Source organism: Burkholderia sp. HI2761, from assembly GCF_002223355.1.
Taxonomy (GTDB): Bacteria; Pseudomonadota; Gammaproteobacteria; order Burkholderiales; family Burkholderiaceae; genus Burkholderia.
On sequence record NZ_NKFN01000007.1, the window covers coordinates 1,168,636 to 1,188,005 of the forward strand.

At 68.6% G+C, this 19,370-nt stretch carries 19 protein-coding genes; 12 read left to right on the forward strand and 7 right to left on the reverse strand.

The features are described 5' to 3' along the window. Window positions 1-62: 62 nt before the first annotated feature. Window positions 63-1,925 carry an ABC transporter ATP-binding protein gene (locus CFB46_RS22875; RefSeq protein ID WP_089501385.1) on the reverse strand — a complete coding sequence of 621 codons (1,863 nt, stop codon included), beginning with the start codon at window positions 1,923-1,925 and terminating at the stop codon, window positions 63-65. Between the two features lie 483 nt (window positions 1,926-2,408). Here CFB46_RS22875 and CFB46_RS22885 point away from each other — a divergent pair, with 483 nt between their 5' ends. Then, complete coding sequence (locus CFB46_RS22885; protein WP_089501386.1) at window positions 2,409-3,290, forward strand: Dyp-type peroxidase; 882 nt, start codon at window positions 2,409-2,411, stop codon at window positions 3,288-3,290. Window positions 3,291-3,416: 126 nt separating this feature from the next. Here CFB46_RS22885 and CFB46_RS22890 read toward each other — a convergent pair whose 3' ends face one another. Both CFB46_RS22890 and CFB46_RS22895 read right to left on the reverse strand, forming a co-directional pair. Further along, entirely contained in the window at window positions 3,417-3,818 is a 402-nt protein-coding gene (locus tag CFB46_RS22890) for an OsmC family protein (RefSeq protein ID WP_027782484.1), read from the reverse strand. 117 nt (window positions 3,819-3,935) lie between these two features. After that, on the reverse strand, window positions 3,936-4,859 hold the full coding sequence (locus tag CFB46_RS22895) for a LysR family transcriptional regulator (RefSeq protein ID WP_089501387.1): 924 nt from the start codon (window positions 4,857-4,859) through the stop codon (window positions 3,936-3,938). Window positions 4,860-5,354: 495 nt separating this feature from the next. Between CFB46_RS22895 and CFB46_RS22900 the strand changes: the two genes are divergently transcribed. From CFB46_RS22900 to CFB46_RS22935, 6 genes are all read left to right on the forward strand, one after another. Further along, a complete protein-coding gene (locus CFB46_RS22900) occupies window positions 5,355-6,398 on the forward strand; it encodes a helix-turn-helix domain-containing protein (RefSeq protein WP_089501388.1) in 1,044 nt (347 codons plus the stop codon). After that, complete coding sequence (locus CFB46_RS22905) at window positions 6,347-7,663, forward strand: Nramp family divalent metal transporter (RefSeq protein WP_089501389.1); 1,317 nt, start codon at window positions 6,347-6,349, stop codon at window positions 7,661-7,663. The genes CFB46_RS22900 and CFB46_RS22905 overlap by 52 nt, the downstream gene beginning before the upstream one ends. Window positions 7,664-7,743: 80 nt before the next feature. Then, window positions 7,744-8,334 carry a phosphatase PAP2 family protein gene (locus tag CFB46_RS22910; RefSeq protein WP_089501390.1) on the forward strand — a complete coding sequence of 197 codons (591 nt, stop codon included), beginning with the start codon at window positions 7,744-7,746 and terminating at the stop codon, window positions 8,332-8,334. A gap of 495 nt (window positions 8,335-8,829) precedes the next feature. Further along, window positions 8,830-9,618, forward strand: coding sequence for an SDR family oxidoreductase (locus CFB46_RS22925; protein ID WP_089501392.1), 789 nt, complete (start codon window positions 8,830-8,832; stop codon window positions 9,616-9,618). A 37-nt stretch (window positions 9,619-9,655) separates the two neighbouring features. Then, complete coding sequence (locus tag CFB46_RS22930; protein ID WP_043177915.1) at window positions 9,656-10,672, forward strand: NADP-dependent oxidoreductase; 1,017 nt, start codon at window positions 9,656-9,658, stop codon at window positions 10,670-10,672. Between the two features lie 196 nt (window positions 10,673-10,868). Continuing rightward, window positions 10,869-11,375: a thioesterase gene (locus CFB46_RS22935; RefSeq protein ID WP_089501393.1), complete on the forward strand. Its 507-nt coding sequence runs from the start codon at window positions 10,869-10,871 to the stop codon at window positions 11,373-11,375. 46 nt (window positions 11,376-11,421) lie between these two features. Here the strand turns inward: CFB46_RS22935 and CFB46_RS22940 are convergent, their stop codons facing one another. From CFB46_RS22940 to CFB46_RS22955, 4 genes are all read right to left on the reverse strand, one after another. After that, window positions 11,422-12,474 (reverse strand): AI-2E family transporter, encoded by a 1,053-nt coding sequence (locus CFB46_RS22940; protein ID WP_027782492.1) that lies wholly within the window; start codon window positions 12,472-12,474, stop codon window positions 11,422-11,424. Between the two features lie 235 nt (window positions 12,475-12,709). Beyond that, a complete protein-coding gene (locus CFB46_RS22945) occupies window positions 12,710-13,294 on the reverse strand; it encodes a BPSL1445 family SYLF domain-containing lipoprotein (RefSeq protein ID WP_027782493.1) in 585 nt (194 codons plus the stop codon). A gap of 77 nt (window positions 13,295-13,371) precedes the next feature. Then, window positions 13,372-13,758, reverse strand: coding sequence for a DUF883 family protein (locus tag CFB46_RS22950; RefSeq protein ID WP_034205288.1), 387 nt, complete (start codon window positions 13,756-13,758; stop codon window positions 13,372-13,374). A gap of 284 nt (window positions 13,759-14,042) precedes the next feature. After that, entirely contained in the window at window positions 14,043-15,911 is a 1,869-nt protein-coding gene (locus CFB46_RS22955; RefSeq protein ID WP_089502308.1) for an ExeM/NucH family extracellular endonuclease, read from the reverse strand. 206 nt (window positions 15,912-16,117) lie between these two features. On the opposite strand from CFB46_RS22955, the gene CFB46_RS22960 reads away from it, so the two are divergent. The 5 genes from CFB46_RS22960 to CFB46_RS22980 all read left to right on the forward strand — a co-directional run bounded on the left by CFB46_RS22960 (window position 16,118) and on the right by CFB46_RS22980 (window position 19,369). Further along, window positions 16,118-16,471, forward strand: a complete 354-nt coding sequence (locus CFB46_RS22960) for a YciI family protein (RefSeq protein ID WP_027782496.1) — start codon at window positions 16,118-16,120, stop codon at window positions 16,469-16,471. Between the two features lie 125 nt (window positions 16,472-16,596). Then, window positions 16,597-17,016, forward strand: coding sequence for a YciI family protein (locus CFB46_RS22965; RefSeq protein WP_027782497.1), 420 nt, complete (start codon window positions 16,597-16,599; stop codon window positions 17,014-17,016). Between the two features lie 26 nt (window positions 17,017-17,042). Continuing rightward, the gene (locus CFB46_RS22970; RefSeq protein ID WP_089501394.1) at window positions 17,043-17,459 is read left to right on the forward strand and encodes a VOC family protein; all 417 of its coding nucleotides are present in this window, start codon (window positions 17,043-17,045) and stop codon (window positions 17,457-17,459) included. Next, entirely contained in the window at window positions 17,456-18,724 is a 1,269-nt protein-coding gene (locus tag CFB46_RS22975; protein ID WP_089501395.1) for an RNA polymerase sigma factor, read from the forward strand. The genes CFB46_RS22970 and CFB46_RS22975 overlap by 4 nt, the downstream gene beginning before the upstream one ends. A 222-nt stretch (window positions 18,725-18,946) precedes the next feature. Next, a complete protein-coding gene (locus tag CFB46_RS22980; protein ID WP_006497294.1) occupies window positions 18,947-19,369 on the forward strand; it encodes a rubrerythrin family protein in 423 nt (140 codons plus the stop codon). Window position 19,370: the final 1 nt, after the last annotated feature.

Genomic DNA, 19,370 nt, shown 5'->3' on the forward strand with positions numbered 1-19,370 from the left:
TGCCGCCGACATGGCCCAGCGGCGATGACCGCGCCGCCGGGCCATGTCGCGACGCGCCCGCGTCAGACCTCCGCCGGCTCTCCCAGCGGCCCGGCATCGCGATCCGCCATGTGCCGCGGCGAATCGGCGAGCCCCTTCGCCAGCTCCAGCGCCTGCCGCTCGAACAGCCGGCGGTAGATGCCGCCGTCGATGCGGATCAGCGCGTCGTGGTTGCCTTCCTCGATCACCTTGCCGCGATCGAGCACCAGCAGCCGGTCGAGCGCGCGCACGGTCGACAGCCGGTGCGCGACGACGAGCGTCGTGCGGCCGACCATCAGCCGCTCCATCGCCTGCTGGATCAGCAGCTCGCTTTCGCTGTCGAGGCTCGACGTCGCTTCGTCGAGGATCAGGATCGGCGCATCCGCAAGGAACGCGCGCGCGATCGCGACGCGCTGGCGCTCGCCGCCCGACAGCTTGATCCCGCGTTCGCCGACGAGCGTGTCGTAGCCGTCCGGCAGCGCGACGATGAAGTCGTGCGCGCTGGCGAGACGCGCGGCGCGCTCGATGTCGGCGCGGCTCGCGTCGGGGCGTGCATACGCGATGTTCTCCGCGAGCGTGCGGTGGAACAGCACGGGCTCCTGCTGGACGATCGCGATCTGGCTGCGCAGCGACTCCTGCCGCACCTGCGCGATGTCCTGGCCGTCGATCGTGATGCGGCCGCCCGACACGTCGTACAGGCGCTGGATCAGCTTGATGAACGTCGTCTTGCCCGACCCCGAATGGCCGACGAGCCCGACGCGTTCGCCGGGCGCGATCCGCATCGAGAAATCGTCGTACAGCGGCACCGGATGGTTGCCGTAGCGGAACGTCACGTGCTCGAAGCGGATTTCGCCTTGCCCGATCCGGATGGCCGGCGCGCCGGGGCGATCGTCGATGCCGAGCGGCTGGCGTTCGAGCGCGACGAGCTCTTCCATGTCGTTTACCGAGCGCTGCAGGTTGCGGATGTGCATGCCGACGTCGCGCAAGTAGCCCTGCAGCATGAAGAACATCGTCAGCGCGAACGCGATGTCGCCGACGCTCGCTTCGTCGTTCGCCCACAGCCGCAGCGCGACGCCGATCATCGCGGCCTGCATCGCGACGAGCATCGCGCCCTGCAGCCCGCCGTTGAACGTGCCGCGCACCCACGTGCGGCGCGTACGCTGCCGCCATTTGCCGATCACGCGCGCGAGCCGCGCTTCCTCGCGCGTTTCCGCGCCGAACGCCTTGACGACCGCGTTGCAGCTCACGGCATCGGCGAGCGCGCCGCCCAAGCGCGTGTCCCACAGGTTGCCGAGCCGGGCGGCCGGCGCGACGATGCCGAGCGACACCGCGACCGTCACCGCGATGTACAGCAGCGAACCCGCGCCCACGACGAGCCCCATCACGGGCCAGTGCGCGCCGAGCAGCACGGTCGCGCCCACCAGCATCGCGACCGACGGCAGCAGCGCGATCAGCACGGTGTCGTTGAGCAGGTCGAGCGCCCAGATCCCGCGCGTGATCTTGCGCACGGTCGAGCCCGCGAAGCTGTTCGCGTGCCAGTCGGTCGAGAAGCGCTGCACGCGGTGGAACGACGCGGCGGCGATCTCGCTCATCATCTTCAGCGTGAGCGTGATGATGTTCAGGTAGACGCCCTGGCGCAGCACCGTCGCGCCGATGCCGAGCGCGGCGAGCGTGCCGAACGCGACGAGGGCCGAATGCCACGCGGCCGCGCGGTCGGTCAGGCCGGTCGACAGCGCGTCGACGAGGCGGCCGGCGAACAGCGGCGTGAGGACGTCGGCGAGCGCGGCGAGCAGCGCGAGGCTCGCGACGGTTGCGATGCGCGCCGGCTGCTTGCGCCAGTAACGGACGGTGAAGCCGAAGACGGCCCGGAACGCGTGGCCGCCCAGATGGGAGGTTTTTCTGGTCATGTATCGTTGCCCGTCGCATCGCGCGACGGGACTTTCCGGTTCGGAGAACGTCGAAAACGCAACAGCCGGGCCGCGCGAAACACGCGGGCGGAACGAAACGGGCTGTCGGGAAAGCGCGGCTGACGGGTCAGCGGAAAACTCGGGAGCCGGCGCGGACGGCGGGCTGGATCAGCTGGGCCGTGGGACCACGTTCGGGAAGGCTGCTGGCATTCGGAACATCTGCACCTCCCCTGAAGTGAACGGTTGAAAGGACGCCGAAAAGACGTGCAATGATTTTATCAGGAGTGTCGCGCGCGCCGCAATGTCTGACGAATGCGACGTTGCGGCGTCGATACGGTTAGTATTCGAGGTTTTGGCCCCTTTTCGCGTACGTTCCGCGATGGCGGGCACGGGCCGGCGGGCGCATCGATTACACTTCGGCGTCCGCGGCGCGCGACGATGCGCGCCCGCCCGGATTCATTCCGAACCATTCCCGAGGAAACGATGAGCGACGTTCAGCAAGGCATCCTGGCTCCGATCGATACGGCAGCCCGATACCTCACTTTCACGATGTCGAATGACGGCAATATCGCCGCGGCGCTAGCCGCGCTGCGCGAGATCGCCGACGGACGCGACACGGTCGTCGGCTTCGGGCACGCGCTGGCTGCCTATCTCGGGCATCCGGTGCCGGGTCTGACCGACTATCCGGCGTTCGCGGTGAACGACCGCACGCTGCCGGCGACGCCGGCCGACGTGTGGGTCTGGCTTCGCTCGGACGACCGCGGCGAGATCGTGCTGCGCGCGCGGGCGATCGAACGCGCGCTCGCGCCGGCGTTCGCGCTGCAGGAAGCCGTCGACGGCTTTCGCTATTCGAACGATCGCGACCTGTCCGGCTACGAGGACGGCACCGAGAACCCGGAAGGCGACGACGCGGTGGCCGCGGCGATCGTGACGGGGCAGGGCGCGGGGCTCGACGGTTCGAGCTTCGTCGCGGTGCAGCAGTGGGTGCACGACTTCGACCAGATGGAGCGTATTGCGTCGGGCGACATGGACCACATCGTCGGGCGTCGCCGTTCGGACAACGAGGAACTCGACGACGCGCCCGACTTCGCGCACGTGAAGCGCACCGCGCAGGAGAGCTTCGAGCCCGAGGCGTTCATGCTGCGCCGTTCGTCGCCGTGGTCGGACACGCGCCGCGCGGGCCTCTATTTCGTCGCGTTCGGCTGCTCGTTCCGCGCGTTCGACGTGCAGATGCGCCGCATGAGCGGCGCGGACGACGGGATCGTCGACGGCCTGTTCCGCTTCACGCGGCCGCTGACGGGCGCGTACTTCTGGTGCCCGCCGATGAAGGACGGCAAGCTGGACCTGTCCGCGCTCGGACTGTAAGCGCCGAACCCCATCCGCAAACGGGCGGGCCGCGCATCGTGCGCGGCCCGCCCGTTTTGCTTGTTGCGTGCCGATGCGTGCGGACCGGCACGGCCGGCGCGCCAGGCACGCCGGGCACGCGGCGTGTCAGGTCAGCGTCGTTTCGATGCGCGTGCCGCGCTTGATGAACAGCGTCACCGGCGTCTTCTCGCAGATCTCCGCGAGGCGCTGGCGCTGCGCGTCGTCGAGCGGGCCGTCGAGCGTCACGATGCGGCGCACGTATTGCTGGCCGTCGCGATCGGCATGCAGCTCGGTGTGCACGTCGATGCGCACGGCCGGCCACGTCTTGCGCTGCATGTACATGCGCAGCGTCGCGGCCGTGCACTGCGCGAGGCCGGCGAGCACGAGCTCGAACGGCGCCGGCCCGAGGCCCTGGCCGCCTTCGCGCAGCGCTTCGTCGCCGGTCAGCGCGTGCGTGCCGGCCTGCAGCTGGACGACGTAGTTCGGCGCGTCGGCGGCGAGGGTGGCGGCAGCGTGGATGAGCGGCATGGCGAATCTCCGGTAAGCGGGAAAGAGGGGCCGCGTCGACGCGCGGCATGTCGACCGTCAGCATACCGTCTTGCCGGAAAGCGCGGGCGCAGCGCGTTGCGACGACGTTCGACGCGATCAGTCGGCCCTGACGCCGGCACTCCGGCGCACGAGGGCCGCGACGCGTTCGCGCACCCACTGGTGCGCACGGTCGGTTTCGCGCGATTCGTGCCAGTACGCGAGCAGCGGAAACGGCTTCAGCCGCAGCGGCAGCGGCTGCACGGCGATCGGCAGCATCGCGGCCATGCGCAGTGCATACGTGCGCGGCAGCGTCAGCAGCAGATTGCCCGCCGCGGCGATCTGACATGCGGCGAAATAGTGCTGGCAGACGAGCTGGATATGACGCAAGCGTCCGTCGTTGCCGAGCAGCACGTCGAGCGATTGCGGTTCGCCGTGCGACGACACCGCGACGTGCCGGGCGGCGAAATAGTCGCCGCGCCGCAGCGGGCCGCTCGTCAGCGGATGATCGTGCCGCATCGCGACGACCAGCGAATCGTCGAGCAGGTGTTCGGTCGCGATGCGCGGGCCGGTCTGCACGCGGCGATCGACCGCGAGATCGAGGTTGCCCGATGCAAGTTCGCGCTCGATGTCGTGCACCGCGACGCGGCGGCTTACGAAGCGCAGGCCCGGCGCTTCGTCCGCGAACGCGGCGACGATCTGCGGCAGCGCGATCGATTCGAGCACGTCGCGGATGCCGACCGCGATGCTCAGGTCGAGCGTCGCCGGCTCGAACGCCGCCGGGTCGCGCGCGGTGCGTTGCAGGCCGGCGAGGTGGAGCTGCACGTCCGCGATGATCGCGCGCGTGCGCTCGGTCGGCACGATGCGGTTGCCCTGGCGCACGAACAGCGGATCGTCGAAGTGCGCGCGCAACCGATTGAGCGCATGCGTGACGGCCGGCTGCGTCAGGTGCAGCGCGCGGGCGGCCGCACCTATGCCGCCGTGCACGTAGACGGCGTCGAACACGCGGAACAGGTTCAGGTCGAGACGGTGATCGGCGGGCACGGAGCGCGGGCGGCGTGGTGAAGGACGGATCGATTCTAAAGGATGCGCGGGCAACGGATGCGCGGGTTGGCATGCGCGGCGCTCGCTCCTATTCGATGGATGTCGATGCGTGTCGATGCCGTTCGCGCCGATACGCGAGCATCCGCTTGACCGCTGCGCAACGCCATCGAACACGCACGTCATTAAGCATGACGGCCGCAATAATCTACCGCATCGCATACGCGATTCCATGTCGGCATACCGGCGGCGCGCGGCAGCCTGTAGTAATCCGCCATCATGCTGTCCCCGTCGGCCATTTCGCGCCAAAGGCACTACCCGTTCGGCTAAGATGCCGTCGCTTCATATTTCGGGATAGCCGTCCTGTCGCACGCATTCAAACCAAATATAAGCCTGACAGTTCGACGGTATTAGAAGAAGTCGAACAAGTCGGGGGCTTGGCCAGTGAATGCAGCAGATCAGCGGTGGGTCGTTATCTATTTGAGTACGGGGTTTTCGTTGGCCCAGGCCGCGCGTCTTGGCGAGGCCTTCAATCTGGCGAATCGCCTGCATGGATACGGCGTGGATTACCAGCTTAAGTACGTGTCCGAAAGCGGGGGGCTGTTGCAGTCGTCGTCCGGCGTGAGAATCGCGGCCGATCCGCTCGGCGACGAACACAGCCGCCGTGCGCTCGCGTTCTTTCATCTTCATGGCGACCGCGCGGCCGTCAACTGGGACGACGCATTGCAGCGACGCCTGGCCGACATTCGTCAGCATGCGCGCTGGATCGTCGACGCGATGGATCTGCCCGCGCTCGCCGCCACGCGGCGGCCGTCGTCGTCGATCGACGTGCGGCCGGGCAGGGCCGGGCGCGCCGCCGCCACGACGATCGAATCGCGGCCCGGCGAGACCGACGTGTTCGCCGCCGCGCTCGACATGTTCCGCGCCGACCTCGGCGACGGCGCCGCGCAGGAGATCGCCAGCAACATGATGCGGCCGGTCGAGCAGCGCTACGTGCAGTCGATGTGGGCGTTCCGCGAGCTGAGCGCGAGCCCGTCGATCCGGATGTCCGCGCAGCGGCTGCGCGCGCAGAGCGTGAACCGCATCTCGATCGCGAACGCCGCGCACGCGGCCGCGATGAGCGAGCGCAATTTCCTGCGGCGCTTCAAGAAGGAAATCGGCGTGACGCCGACCGAGTTCGTCCAGCACGTGCGGCTCGAACGTGCGTGCCACATGCTGATCCATACGACGCTGCCGGCCGACAAGGTCGCGCGGCGTACCGGGCTCGGCAGCGGCGAGCGGCTCGCGAAGCTGTTTCGCCAGCGCCTGTTGATGTCGCCTACCGAATTTCGCGTCGCCGAACGGGAAAAAATCCTCGCGCACGGCGCGGCGTCGCCCGATTCGGATGACGGGCGCGCCGCCGCGTGTTGCGACGCGTGCGTGACCGGGCGCGGAAAAACGGGCCGGATACCCGTAGAATCGTCGTGTCGCGATCTCGATTCCCGGTTTCCATGCCCTTCCTCCCCACCACCGCCACCGCCCCTTTCTGCCCGTCGGAAGTAAAGGGCAGCATCACGATCGACGCCGCCGCGCCGCGCTGGCTGAAGCTCAGGCGTTTTTTCGGCCCCGGCCTGCTGGTCGCGATCGGCTACATGGATCCCGGCAACTGGGCGACCGATATCCAGGCCGGCTCGCAGTTCGGCTATTCGTTGCTGTGGGTCGTCGCGTTCTCGAGCCTCGCGGCGATCTTCCTGCAGATGCTCGCGGCGCGGCTCGGCCTTGTCGCGGGCAAGGATCTCGCGCAAGCCAGCTACGACCGTTACGGCCGCCTCGGCCGCGTCGTGCAGTGGATCACCGCCGAAGTGTCGATCATCGCGTGCGACATCGCGGAAGTGCTCGGCTGCGCGCTCGCGTTCAAGCTGCTGCTCGGCGTGCCGCTCGCGTGGGGCGTCGTGTTGACCGCGCTCGACACGGTGATCGTGCTCGGCCTGCAGGGCAAGGGGGTCCGGCAGATCGAGGCGATCGTGCTCGGGCTGATCGCGACGATGGCGTTCTGCTTCGTCGCGCAGGTGGCGATCACGCCGCCCGACTGGCATGCGGTGGTGGGCGGGCTCGTGCCGGGCGATCCCGGTCACGACCGCAAGGATGCGATCGTGCTCGCGCTCGGCATCGTCGGCGCGACGATCATGCCGCACAACCTGTACCTGCATTCGTCGGTCGTGCAGACGCGGCACGTGGTCGGCGGCGCGCGCGGCGTGATCCGCGACACGCTCGCAATCGTGCGCATCGATACCATCGTGTCGCTGTTCGTCGCGATGCTCGTCAATGCGGCGATCCTCGTCGTCGCGGGCGCGGCATTCCATGCGACCGGCCAGCACAACGTGACCGACATCGAGCAGGCGTACCGGCTGATCACGCCGATCGCGGGCGGCGCGGCCGCGCTGTTGTTCGGCATCGCGCTGCTCGCGTCGGGGCAGAGCTCGACGCTGACCGGCACGATCGCCGGCCAGGTCATCATGGACGGCTTCCTGCATACGAAGATCCCGTGCTACCAGCGTCGGCTGATCACGCGCGGGCTCGCGCTCGTGCCGGCGCTGATCGGCGTGCTGTGGCTCGGCGACGGCTCGGTCGGGCAACTGCTCGTGTGGAGCCAGGTGCTGCTGAGCCTGCAGTTGCCGTTCGCGATGTGGCCGCTGATCCGCTCGGTCAGCGACCGCGGCACGATGGGCGAACACGCGATCGGGCGCGGGATGCAGGTGGCCGCCTGGGCGCTGTTCGCCGTGATCACCGGCACGAACCTGCTGTTGATTACCGGTGTCGCGGGCTGATACAGCCTGTCACAGGCTGACACAGGTGCGCCGCGCGCATGCGGTAAACTGCGGCCTTTCGATCGTTCCCGAAGTCCGTCATGTGGAGTGAAATCAGCAACATCGGCGATGCCGCGCTGACCTTGCCGATCGCGCTGACCTGCGCGGCATGGCTCGCGCTGACCGACTGGCGCCTCGCCGCCCGCTGGGGCGTGCTGCTGGCCGCCGCCATGGGCATCGTCGGCGCCACGAAGATCCTGTATGCCGGATGCGGCATCGAGCTGCCGCAATTCGATTTCCGCGTGATCAGCGGCCATACGATGCTGTCGACGTCCGTGTGGACGGTCGCGCTGTCGATGCTGTGGCAGGCGTTCCGGCCGGGCAAGGCGCCCGGTATCGCGGCCGGGCTGGCCGTCGGCGCGATCACGGCCGTCGCGCGCGTGTTCGATCATTCGCACACCGTGCCGGAAGTCGTCGTCGGCTGGATGCTCGGCGCGCTGGTCGCGCTGGTGTTCCTGCGCGGCTACGACGGCGCGCGGCAGCGCGCGTTCTCGCCGCGCGTCGCGGCCGTCTGCCTGCTGCTCGTGTCGGGTATCGCGTACGGGCACCGTGCGCCGTTCCAGCAGATGATCGACACGCATTCGCCGCAGCTCTGCGCATTCGTGCGCGCGCCGTCGGGCGACGGATTCTGACGGTCGTCGAGGGCGGGCGCTCCGGCGCCGCCTGCCTGGCGCCTTCTTGCCCCCGGCGTTCGTCCGGCGTTTTCCGGCAGGTTGCACGATTCCACGCCGGATCAGCTTCCCGATTGCGTTCTCCTCCGTGCGCAACGCAACGCACGTTCTCCCGATGATCGACTATTACTCGACGCAGCCCATCCGACCGGCCGCGCCGAGCGGTTTGCGCATGGGCGCCGGTACGTGCAAGTCATGAACGACGCCTATGACCGGGCATAACGAATATTCATTTCATCGATTGGCGGCATTCGCGTACGCTGGCTGTCGTTTCACCGCGGGCAAGCCGCCCGGCCGGTTCGGCGTGCGTCCAGGTTATCTCGATATACTCGCGGGAACCGTGCGTTGCGTCGCCATGTCGGCACACCCGCGACCGGCACATGTCGGCTGGAAGATGCACGGCAACCCCGTCGCGGCAGCGTTCCGCGACGACGATTCACGACAGGAGGAGGTCACATGACAATCGTTTCTCCGCGCCTCGCCGGCAAGTGCGCCTACATCACGGGCGCCGCGGGCGGCCTCGGCCGTGCGATCGCGCGCCGGATGGTCGAGCAGGGCGCGCGCGTGTTCCTGACCGACATCGCGGAAGCGGCGGTGCTCGACGCGTTCGCGCAGGAACTCAACGCGGGCCATGCGACGCCGGTCGCGTTCGCCGCAACCCAGGACGTGCGCGACGAAGCGCGCTGGCAGGCGCTGCTCGCGCAGGCGACCGATGCGATGGGCGGGCTGTCGGTGCTGGTCAACAACGCGGGCGTCGGCTCGGTCGGCTCGCCCGCGCAAATCGAGCTGGACGAGTGGCGGCGCGTGATGGCGGTCAACGTCGAGAGCATCATGCTCGGCTGCAAGCATGCGCTGTCGTATCTGGCCGAGAGCCATCCCGCGTCGATCATCAACATTTCGTCGGTCGCGGCGTTCAAGGTCGAACCGGACTTCACCGCGTACAACACGTCGAAGGCGGCGGTCGCGTCGCTGACGAAGTCGGTCGCGATCGACTGCGCGCGCCGCGAGATCGACGTGCGCTGCAATTCGATTCACCCGGCGTTCATCCGCACGGGGATCGTCGAGCCGCTGTTCCAGTCGCTCGGCGAACGCGACGCGACGCGCAAGCTCGCGCGCGGCATTCCGCTGCGCCGGCTCGGCGAGCCGGACGACGTCGCGCACGCGGCCGTGTATCTGGCGTCCGACGAGAGCCGCTTCGTGACGGCCGCCGAACTCGTGATCGACGGCGGCATGTGCGCGGTCTGACGCGTATCCCGAACCACAACGATTGGAGGAGAACATCATGTCGACACCCGTGAATCGCCAGTTGCTGCTGAAGACGCGCCCGGAAGGGCGGGTCGGCCGCGAACACTTCTCGCTCGTCGAGACGCCGGTGCCGGCGCTCGCCGACGGCGAGGTGCTCGTGCGCGTGCTGTATCTGTCGATGGACCCGACCAACCGCGTATGGATGAGCGACGTGCCGCAGTACCTGCCGCCCGTCGCGATCGGCGAGGTGATGCGCGCGCTCGGTATCGGCCGCGTGGTCGCGTCGCGCCATGCGGGTTTCGCGGAAGGCGATCTCGTGCAGGGGCTCGTCGGCTGGCAGGACTATGCGGTCGTGCCGGCCGAGCAGGCCGCGCAGCTCGTGAAGCTGCCCGCGCAGTCGGGCCTGCCGCTGCCGACGCTGCTCGGCGCATGCGGGATGAGCGGGCTGACCGCGTACTACGGGCTGACCGACATCGCGCCGGTGCAGCCGGGCGAAACGCTCGTCGTGTCGGCGGCGGCCGGCTCGGTCGGCTCGATCGCCGGGCAGATCGGCAAGATCCACGGCGCACGGGTGGTCGGCATCGCGGGCGGCGCGGACAAGTGCCGCTACCTGACCGAGACGCTCGGGTTCGACGCGGCCGTCGACTACAAGGCCGACGATTTCCGCCAGCAACTGAAGGCGGCGACGCCGGACGGCGTGCACGTGAACTTCGAGAACGTCGGCGGCGAGGTGATGCGCGCGGTGCTGTCGCGGATGGTGATCGGCGGGCGCGTCGCGCTGTGCGGCGTGATCTCGAACTACAACAGCGGCCGCGCGGCCGACGACGTCGGCGTGCTGATCTCGAAGCGGCTGACGATGCGCGGCTTCCTGATCCTCGACTACCGCAAGAGCCGCGAAGCCGTGCAGACGCTCGCGGGCTGGCTGCGCGACGGCCGCCTCAAGGCCGAGGAAACCGTGGCCGACGGTCTCGAAAACGCGCCCGACGTGCTGAACCGGCTGTTCGACGGCGACCATCGCGGCAAGCTCGTGCTGCGCGTCGATCCGGACGCGTGACGGGCATGCGACATCGGTCGCATCGGGCCGCGGGCCCGTGTCGACCGCGCTGAGTTCAATCCATCCGGCTGCAGTTTAGGACTTGTCCCATATATTGTCCGGGCCGCTCTCCCTACAGTGATTGCCAGTACACAGGCGGCGTGACCGACGCGTCACGCCGCCTGTTTTTCCGGTAACGCGGCAGAGGAGAGGGAACATGCGCGACAACGCGAAGCGATCGGCAACGGCAGTGGGCGCCGCAGTCGTACGGAGGATGGTGTTCGGGCTCGGTGTCGTACTCGCGATGTCGAATGCAATGCCGAACGCGATGGCGGCTGGACAGCCCACGCCGGATGGCGTCGTGCGGTTCACCGGTTCGCTCGTCGATCTCTACGACGTGACGCTCGATGCGCCGGCGGGCGTGCAGATCGACGCGCGGGAGGCGGCCGATGGCGCGGCAACGGCCACGCTCCGGTTCGATGCGCATGGCCGGCATCTGGCCGGTGTGCAGGTGGCGCTGGTCGGGCCCGACGGCGCGCCGTTCGCGTCGGACGGCGGCGCGGCGGTGCGTGTGACGTGGCGCGATGCGCGCGACGAACGAAGCGTGCGGCTGGCGCCGGGCCACGTTCATCGCGTCGGGCCGTACGGCGGCGTGATGACGGTCGCGGCGGATGAAGCAACGGGCGCCGCGGCGCCCGTCGTGATCCATATCCGTCATCCTTGACCGGCGCTTTCCGCATGCGTGCGGATCGCCGGCGGCCGGCCGCGCGTCATTCGCCCTGTTCGGCGCGCGCGTAGATGTCCCAGCTCGCCATGAACAGCGCGGCGACGAGCGGCCCGATCACGAAGCCGTTGATGCCGAACAAGGCCATCCCGCCGAGCGTCGAGATCAGCACGACCCAGTCGGGCATCTTCGTGTCCTTGCCGACGAGGATCGGGCGCAGCAGGTTGTCGACGAGGCCGATCACGCCGACGCAGAACACGACGAGGATCACGCATTTCCAGACCGCGCCGATCATCAGCAGGTAGAGCGCGGCCGGCACCCACACGAGGCCCGCGCCGATCGCGGGCAGCAGCGACAGGAACGCCATCAACGCCCCCCACAGCACGACGCCCTCGATCCCGAGGATCCAGAAGATCAGGCCGCCGAGCGCACCCTGCACGAGCGCGACCGCGATGTTGCCCTTCACGGTCGCGCGCACGACCGTCGTGAATTTCGCGAGCAGCAGGTTCTTGTGCTCGTCGTCGAGCGGCAGCGCGCGGCGCACGCGGCGGCCGATCTCGCCGCCGTCGCGCAGCAGGAAGAACACCATGTACAGCATCACGCCGAAGCTCACGATGAACTGGAACGTGTTCTGGCCGATGCTGAGCGCCTGGGTGGCCGCGAACTGGCTGATCTGCGCGGCGCCGTCGGTCAGCTTCTTCTGGATGCCCGGGATGTTGGTCAGCCCGTATTTCTGCAGCAGATGCTGGATCGACGACGGCAGTGCGTGAATGATGTCCTGGAAGTACTGCGAATAGTTCGGCTGCGCGGTCTTGATTTCCTGGTACACGTACGCGATTTCCTGCACGAGCGTCCCGGCGACGAACACGAGCGGCAGGATCACGATCAGGATGATCAACGACAACGTGACGAGCGCGGCCAGGTTGCGCCGCTTGCCGAAGCGCGCGGCCAGCCAGCGCTGCACGGGCTGGAACAGGATCGCGAGAATGGTGCCCCAGAACACGGCGCCGAAGAACGGTGCGAGGATCCAGCAGAGTCCGACTGTGACCGCGAACAGCAGGAAATATAAAAATTTTTGGTGGTCTTGTCCGCTATCCATGGGAGACATTCGCGCAGATTGATGCGTGGTTTGATTGAATCGCGTTGCCCTGTGTGCGATCGGTTCGCGAACCTCACGGGTTCGCGGCGAAATGCGCGGCGGGGCGGCCCTTGCGGAGTATGCCCGCAAAGGTGCCGCCATCATAGCCGCTGCGTGAGACACATGCGAAAACGCCGCGGCCGGGGCCGCGGCGCTGCCGGGAAGCGAATGCGGCGCGAGGCCGCGTGCCGCGTCGTCAGATGTGGAGCTTGGTGACCTTCGTGCCGTTCACCGACAGGTCGCCCATCAGGCCCGCGTTGGTCAGGACCAGCACTTCCACCGGTGCGGTGGCCGTGGTGGTGTCGACCGCGCCGTTCGCGCCGACCTTCACGACCGCGACCGACGCGTCGGCGCCGGCCGACCAGCCTTCCGACTTGCGGAACGAGTCGAGCGCATCCTGCGTCATGAACAGGAACACGACCGCCTTCGACTGCGCGCCGGCCTGCAGCCCGACCGACAGCGACGACGTGTTGTAGTAGCCGACGGTACTGCCGCCGACGCGCAGCGCGCCGTTGCCGGACTGGGCGCCGACGATGAAGCCGGCCTGCAGCACGTTCGGGAACACGAGGACGCCGCGTGCCTTCGAGACCAGATCGCGCGAGCCCGGCACCGTCGAATACAGGCGCGACAGCGTTGCATTCACGCTGGCGTCGATCGACTGGCGTTTCGACGCACTGGCCGCGGCGCTATCGGGTTTGTCGGACGTGGTCGTGCAACCGGCGAGGGCGAGGCTGCCGAGCATCACGGCAGCGGCGGCTTTCATGGCGAGGGATTTCTGCATGGCGGTTTCTCCTTCGTTGTCTGATTGAGGACGGACGGTGCGGGCAGCGGGGCGGGCGGCGGTGCCGGTCGCCCCGTTCAACGGCGGGAAAGGAGCAGCCCTGCGACGAACGCGAGGCCAGCGACGACGCCGGCGGTCTGCCACGGATTCTCGTGCACGACCTGCGACATGCGTTCGGCCGAATCGCGCAGCCGGGCGGCCGCGCTGCCCGATGCGTAGTCGAGCGCGCCGCGCGCTTCGTCGATCCGGGATTGGATGCGCTTGCGCAACGCGGCGATATCGCCATCGCCATCGTTTTTCAGCAAATCTTCCAATTCATCGACCAGCCCGCGCAGATCGTCGCTCACGTCGGCTTGCAGATCGCGGGCGGCGGAGCGGGTCGTACGGCCAACGCGTCGGCCGGTGCGGCGGATGTCGGACAAGCCGCGGTCGAGCTTGTGTTCGATCGAGTCGGTAAGCGCCATGGTGTTTATCCTCCTTTGATTCCAGGCTAATTTGAAGATAAGACGAATCCCAGCAACTAGTGTGATTCACTTGATCCGCCCGAGTTTCGAGACAAATTTTCAATTCGTCGGCGGGATCGCCGGAAAGCCCCGTCACGCGGGGCGGGGCGGTGGTTGAAAAAATTTCGCGTCTCGGACGAGGCAGCATGTCGAGCAGCGGATCGCAGTGAAGGCCCGGTAAATATGGCGTTGCCGGCCCATCAGGTAAATAGTGCCGTTGCAGGTCGCGTACTGATGCAATTGCACTAATCCACACCGGATCGAGGCGCACGATTCGTGCCCGGCGCCGATTGCACCCCGCTGCCGTCCAGCGCGACGTCGATGACGACCGGATCGTGGTCCGACGAGCGGTAGGCGTCGGGCGCGTAATAAGCCGACCGTCGCGCGGACGTTTTGTAATCGGGCACGGGTTGCAGGACGAGCGGTTCATCCGCGTTGATGTGCCAGATCTGCACGGCCTTCACGCGCGCGGCGAGCGGCGGCGTGGCAAGCGCATGGTCGAGACTGCCGGCTTCGCCGCGAAATACGTAGCTGTACGCAGCATCGCCGACGAAGCGCGCAACCAGGTTCGCGTAGCCGCGCGCTTCCAGCGTGCGCACGGGGTCTTCCTTCGCATAACTGTTCAGGTCGCCGATCAGCAGCACGCCATCGGCCGCGACGCCCGTCGGCGAGGTGGCGAGCCAGTCGGCGACGCGCGCGGCCGCCTCGGTACGCGCCGCATTCCAGCAGCCCTGGCCGTCGGACTGGTCGAGATCGGCGCCGCTCGCATGCGGGCAGTTCTTCGACTTCAGGTGATTGACCGCGACCGTGAACGCGCGCGTGCCGCCGATGCGCCGGAACGTCCGCGCGAGCGGCGGGCGGTGCCGGCCGCCGAGTGCGACGGTGGCGGCGCGCCCGACCGGCTCGACCGTGCGGCTGTCGTACAGCAGCGCGACCGCGATCGCATCGCGGCCCAGCCGCGCGGTGCCGGGATCGACCGCGCGCCAGCCGTCGCCGAGTTGCGCGGCGAGACGCCTCGCGGCGCTCGCGTCGCCGTGGCCGTTGTTCGCGATTTCCATCAGTCCGATCACGTCGGCGCGCAGCGCGCGCAACGCCGCGACGATCTTCGCTTCCTGCCGCGCGAACGCGGCAGGCGTTTTCGCGCCGCGGTCGGCCGGCGCGCCGAATCCGCCGCCACGGCCGTCGCCGTTGAAATAATTGAAGACATTGAACGATACGACGCGCACGTCGGCATCGGGATGCCGGGCCGGTGCCGCGGTACGCGGGTTCGCGGCGGCGTCGAATACCGGTGGCGTGCCGGCCACCGGTTGCAGCCGCCATGCGCCGTAGCGCAACTCGAGCACGCCTTCGACGCCGCGTACCGTGTAGCCCGCGCGCAGCGTGTTGGCGGCGCTCAGCGCGGGCGGCGGATAGCGGACGGTCGCCGGGTCGCGGCGGCTCGAACCGTCGTCGAGCACGATGCGGTTCAGCGCGTTGGCTGCCGCCTGCGCGGCAGCGTCGGCCGGCAGTGCGACCTGGGTCGGTACGCGCAGCCGGCCGTTGCTCAGCACGATGCTGCCGTAGCGGCCGAGTTCGTGGGTATCGCTGACCGTCAGCGTTTGCGGCAGGCGTACGCGCATGGCTTCGTGCGCGGCCAGGACGGCGGGCGACGCGACCGGCAGCGCGAGCACCGCCGGCGTGACCGTCTGCCCGCGCGCGCAGACGGTCACGCGGCCAGACAGCGTGAACTGCGTGCGGCCGTATTGCTCGTCGACCCTGCCCGTCAGATGCACGAGATCGCCGGGTTCGGCGCGCGCGCTCGGCGCGTGGACGAACAGGCCTTCCGAAACGCCCGGCCGGCGTTGCCGCTGCGCGTCGGCCTGCTGGACGAAGAAGCCGCCCAGGCCGTCGGCGCCGCCGAACGCCGCGGTGACGACCGCTTCGATCGACGTCGTTTGCCCGGCGAGCGGCGACGGCCGGCCGGCGCGGCGGATCTCGGCAATCGCCGTGGCCGCGCCGCCGCAGCCGCTGCTGAGCGGCGGCGCGGCGGCCAGCCGGGCGAAGAGGGGCGCGCAGAGCACGACGGACAACGCCACGAGCAGCGCAGCGGCAAACAGGGGGAGCGGGCGTGACATGAGACGGTCCACGGGATGAGAATCCGACAGTTCGGGACCGCATCTTGAAGGCAAAATGTCAGGCTGCGGCCGAAATGGCCGTCCGGCCAGTGCCGGTTGGCCAACGATGCGGCAAGCCGCCCCGCGGCTGTTACGCTTTCGCATCGAGCGTCGCATGCCGCTCACCCGGCGCATGCCGCAGCACCCCGTCCCCACAGGAGAAATCCATGTCTTACATGCTGTTGATTGTCGAACCGACCGAACAGCGCGCCGAGCGCACGCTCGACGAAGGTCAGGCGCTCTACGCGCGGATGGTCGATTTCGCCGAGTCGCTGAAGGCGCGCGGCGTGCTGCGCGGCGTCGAGTCGCTGGAGCGGTCCGAGCGCGGCACGCGCGTGCAGGTGCGCGACGGCGAGACGCGCCTGCTCGACGGCCCGTTCGCGGAGGCGAAGGAGATGATCGGAGGCTTCTTCCTCGTCGACGTCGACACGCGCGAAGAAGCGATCGAGATCGCGCGCCAGTGCCCGGCCGCGCAATGGTGCACGGTCGAGGTGCGCGCGGTCGGCCCGTGCTTCCTGTGAGCGTCACGACTCGGTATTTACCCTGATTCGTCGTGGCGCGTGTCGATCCGGCCGTCTTCCGCCCGTCGTCCGGGTAAGGCGCCGCGGAACGGGCGCCGCCATCCACCGACGACAAGGAGTGAACGATGCGATTCATGATCATGATCCGGGCGAACGCCGTCAGCGAATCCGACGCGTTGCCGGACAACCGGCTGGTCGAGGCCATGACGGTCTATCACGAGGAACTGGCGAAGGCCGGCGTGCTGCTCGACGCCAACGGCCTGAGGCCGAGCGCCCATGGCTGGCGCGTGCGCTACACGGGCGGCAAGGGCACGGTGATCGACGGCCCGTTCGCCGAAACGAAGGAACTGATCGCCGGCTATACGCTGATCCAGGTGCGTTCGCGCGACGAAGCGCTCGAATGGACGCGCCGGTTCCCCGCGCCGTTCGGCGCCGAGCTCGATTGCGAGATCGAGGTGCGGCCGCTGTTCGAGCTCGACGACCTCACGCCGAGCGAGGCGGTCGAGCGGTTCCGCGATCTCCACGTCGGCCGTAGCCACGCCTGAATCCACCCTCACCGGGAGCACCCGTCATGCACAAGATGGTTTTCATCAATCTGCCGGTAGCCGACTTGCCGCGCGCGAAGACGTTCTATCAGGCGCTCGGCTTCGAGATCGTGCCGGCCTATACCAACGATCAGGCCGCCTGCATCCGGATCAGCGAGACGATTTTCGCGATGCTCCTCGTGCGGCCGTTTTTCCAGACCTTCACCGACAAGACCATCATCGATCCGGCGACGCACATCCAGGTGTTGTCGTGCCTGTCGTGCGACAACCGCGCCGAAGTCGACGCGATCGTCGCGAAGGCGCTGGCGGCCGGCGGGACCGCGCCGCAGGCGCCGCGCGAGTATCCGAACATGTACGGCCACGGGTTCACCGATCCGGACGGCCATACGTGGGAACTGATGGCCATGCCGCTGGATGCGTCCGCCCAGGGGCAGGCGTCGTGACGCATGAGGCGACTCATCGTGCGATCGAAGCGGTCTGGCGAATCGAGGCGCCGAAGATCATCGCGCGCGCCGCGCGCGTGGTGCGCGACGTCGGCGTGGCCGAGGAACTGGCGCAGGACACGCTCGTCGCCGCGCTCGAGCACTGGCCCGTCGACGGCGTGCCCGACAATCCGGCCGCCTGGCTGATGACGGCCGTGAAGCGTCGCGCGCTCGACCGGGTCCGGCAGGAGTCGCTTCATGCGGCGAAGCGCGACCAGCTTGGTCACGAGATGGACGCGCTCGACGCGCATGTCGTCCCCGATATCGCGGACGCACTCGCCGACGCGCGCGACGACGACATCGGCGACGACCTGCTGCGGCTGATCTTCACGTCGTGCCACCCGGTGCTGTCGACCGACGCACGCGTCGCGCTGACGCTGCGGCTGCTCGGCGGGCTGACGACGGGCGAGATCGCCCGGGCGTTCCTGACGCCCGAGCCGACGATCGCGCAGCGGATCGTGCGCGCGAAGCGCACGCTCGCGGCGGCGCACGTGCCGTTCGAGGTGCCGGCCGCCGATGCGCGGCCCGCGCGGCTCGCCTCGGTGCTCGAAGTGATCTACCTCGTGTTCAACGAAGGCCATGCGGCGACGGCGGGCGACGACTGGATGCGTCCGTCGCTATGCGACGAGGCGTTGCGGCTCGGCCGCGTGCTGGCCGGGCTCGCGCCGGACGAAAGCGAGGTGCTCGGGCTCGTCGCGCTGATGGAGCTGCAGGCGTCGCGCATGCATGCACGCATCGACGCGCAGGGCCGGCCCGTGCTGCTGCTCGACCAGGACCGCAGCCGCTGGGATCCGTTGCTGATCAGGCGCGGCCTCGCGGCGCTGGAGCGGGCGACGAAGCTCGGCGGCGTGCGCGGGCCGTATGCGCTGCAGGCCGCGCTCGCCGCGTGCCACGCGCGGGCGCGGCACGCTTCGGACACGGACTGGGCGCAGATCGTCGCACTGTATGACGCGCTCGCCGAAGTCGCGCCGTCGCCGGTCGTCGAGCTGAATCGCGCGGTCGCGGTGGGGATGGCGTTCGGGCCGGCCGCGGCGCTCGAACTCGTCGACGTGCTGCGCGACGATCCGGCGCTTGCGCGCTATCACTGGCTGCCGAGCGTGCGCGGCGATCTGCTCGCGAAGCTCGGCCGCGCCGACGAGGCCAAGCTGGAGTTCCGCCGCGCGGCGGAACTGACGCGCAACGAGCGTGAGCGCGAACTGCTGCTCAGGCGCGCGATGGATGCGTGATGCCTCGCGCATGACGATCGCGGTGCCCGCGGCGCCCGTCTTCCGGCCATTCGCCGCGTTGCGCCCCGACACTATCGTCCGCATTGAAAAAGCCTATTGGGGGATGCGAGCGCGAGCGCCTAGATTGAAGAGCACGATGCGCACCCGGCACACGCATCGTTCCCCACATATCTGATCGGCCCGGCGTCATACGCGGCCGCGCCGACTCGAACGGAGGCGCAAATGGCTCAACTCAAGGGCAGCAAAACCGAAGAGAACCTGAAGGCCGCATTCGCGGGCGAATCGCAGGCGAATCGGCGCTATCTGTATTTCGCTTCGAAGGCCGACGTCGAGGGGCAGAACGACGTCGCCGCGCTGTTCCGCTCGACCGCCGAAGGCGAAACCGGCCATGCGCACGGCCATCTCGAATACCTGGAAGCCGTCGGCGATCCGGCCACGGGTTTGCCGTTCGGTTCGTCGCGGCTGAATCTCGAATCGGCGATCGCCGGTGAAACGCACGAATACACCGACATGTATCCGGGCATGGCGAAGACCGCGCGCGACGAAGGTTTCGACGAAATCGCGAACTGGTTCGAGACGCTCGCGAAGGCCGAACGCAGCCACGCGAACCGCTACACGAAGGCGCTGGACAGTCTCGTCGACTGAC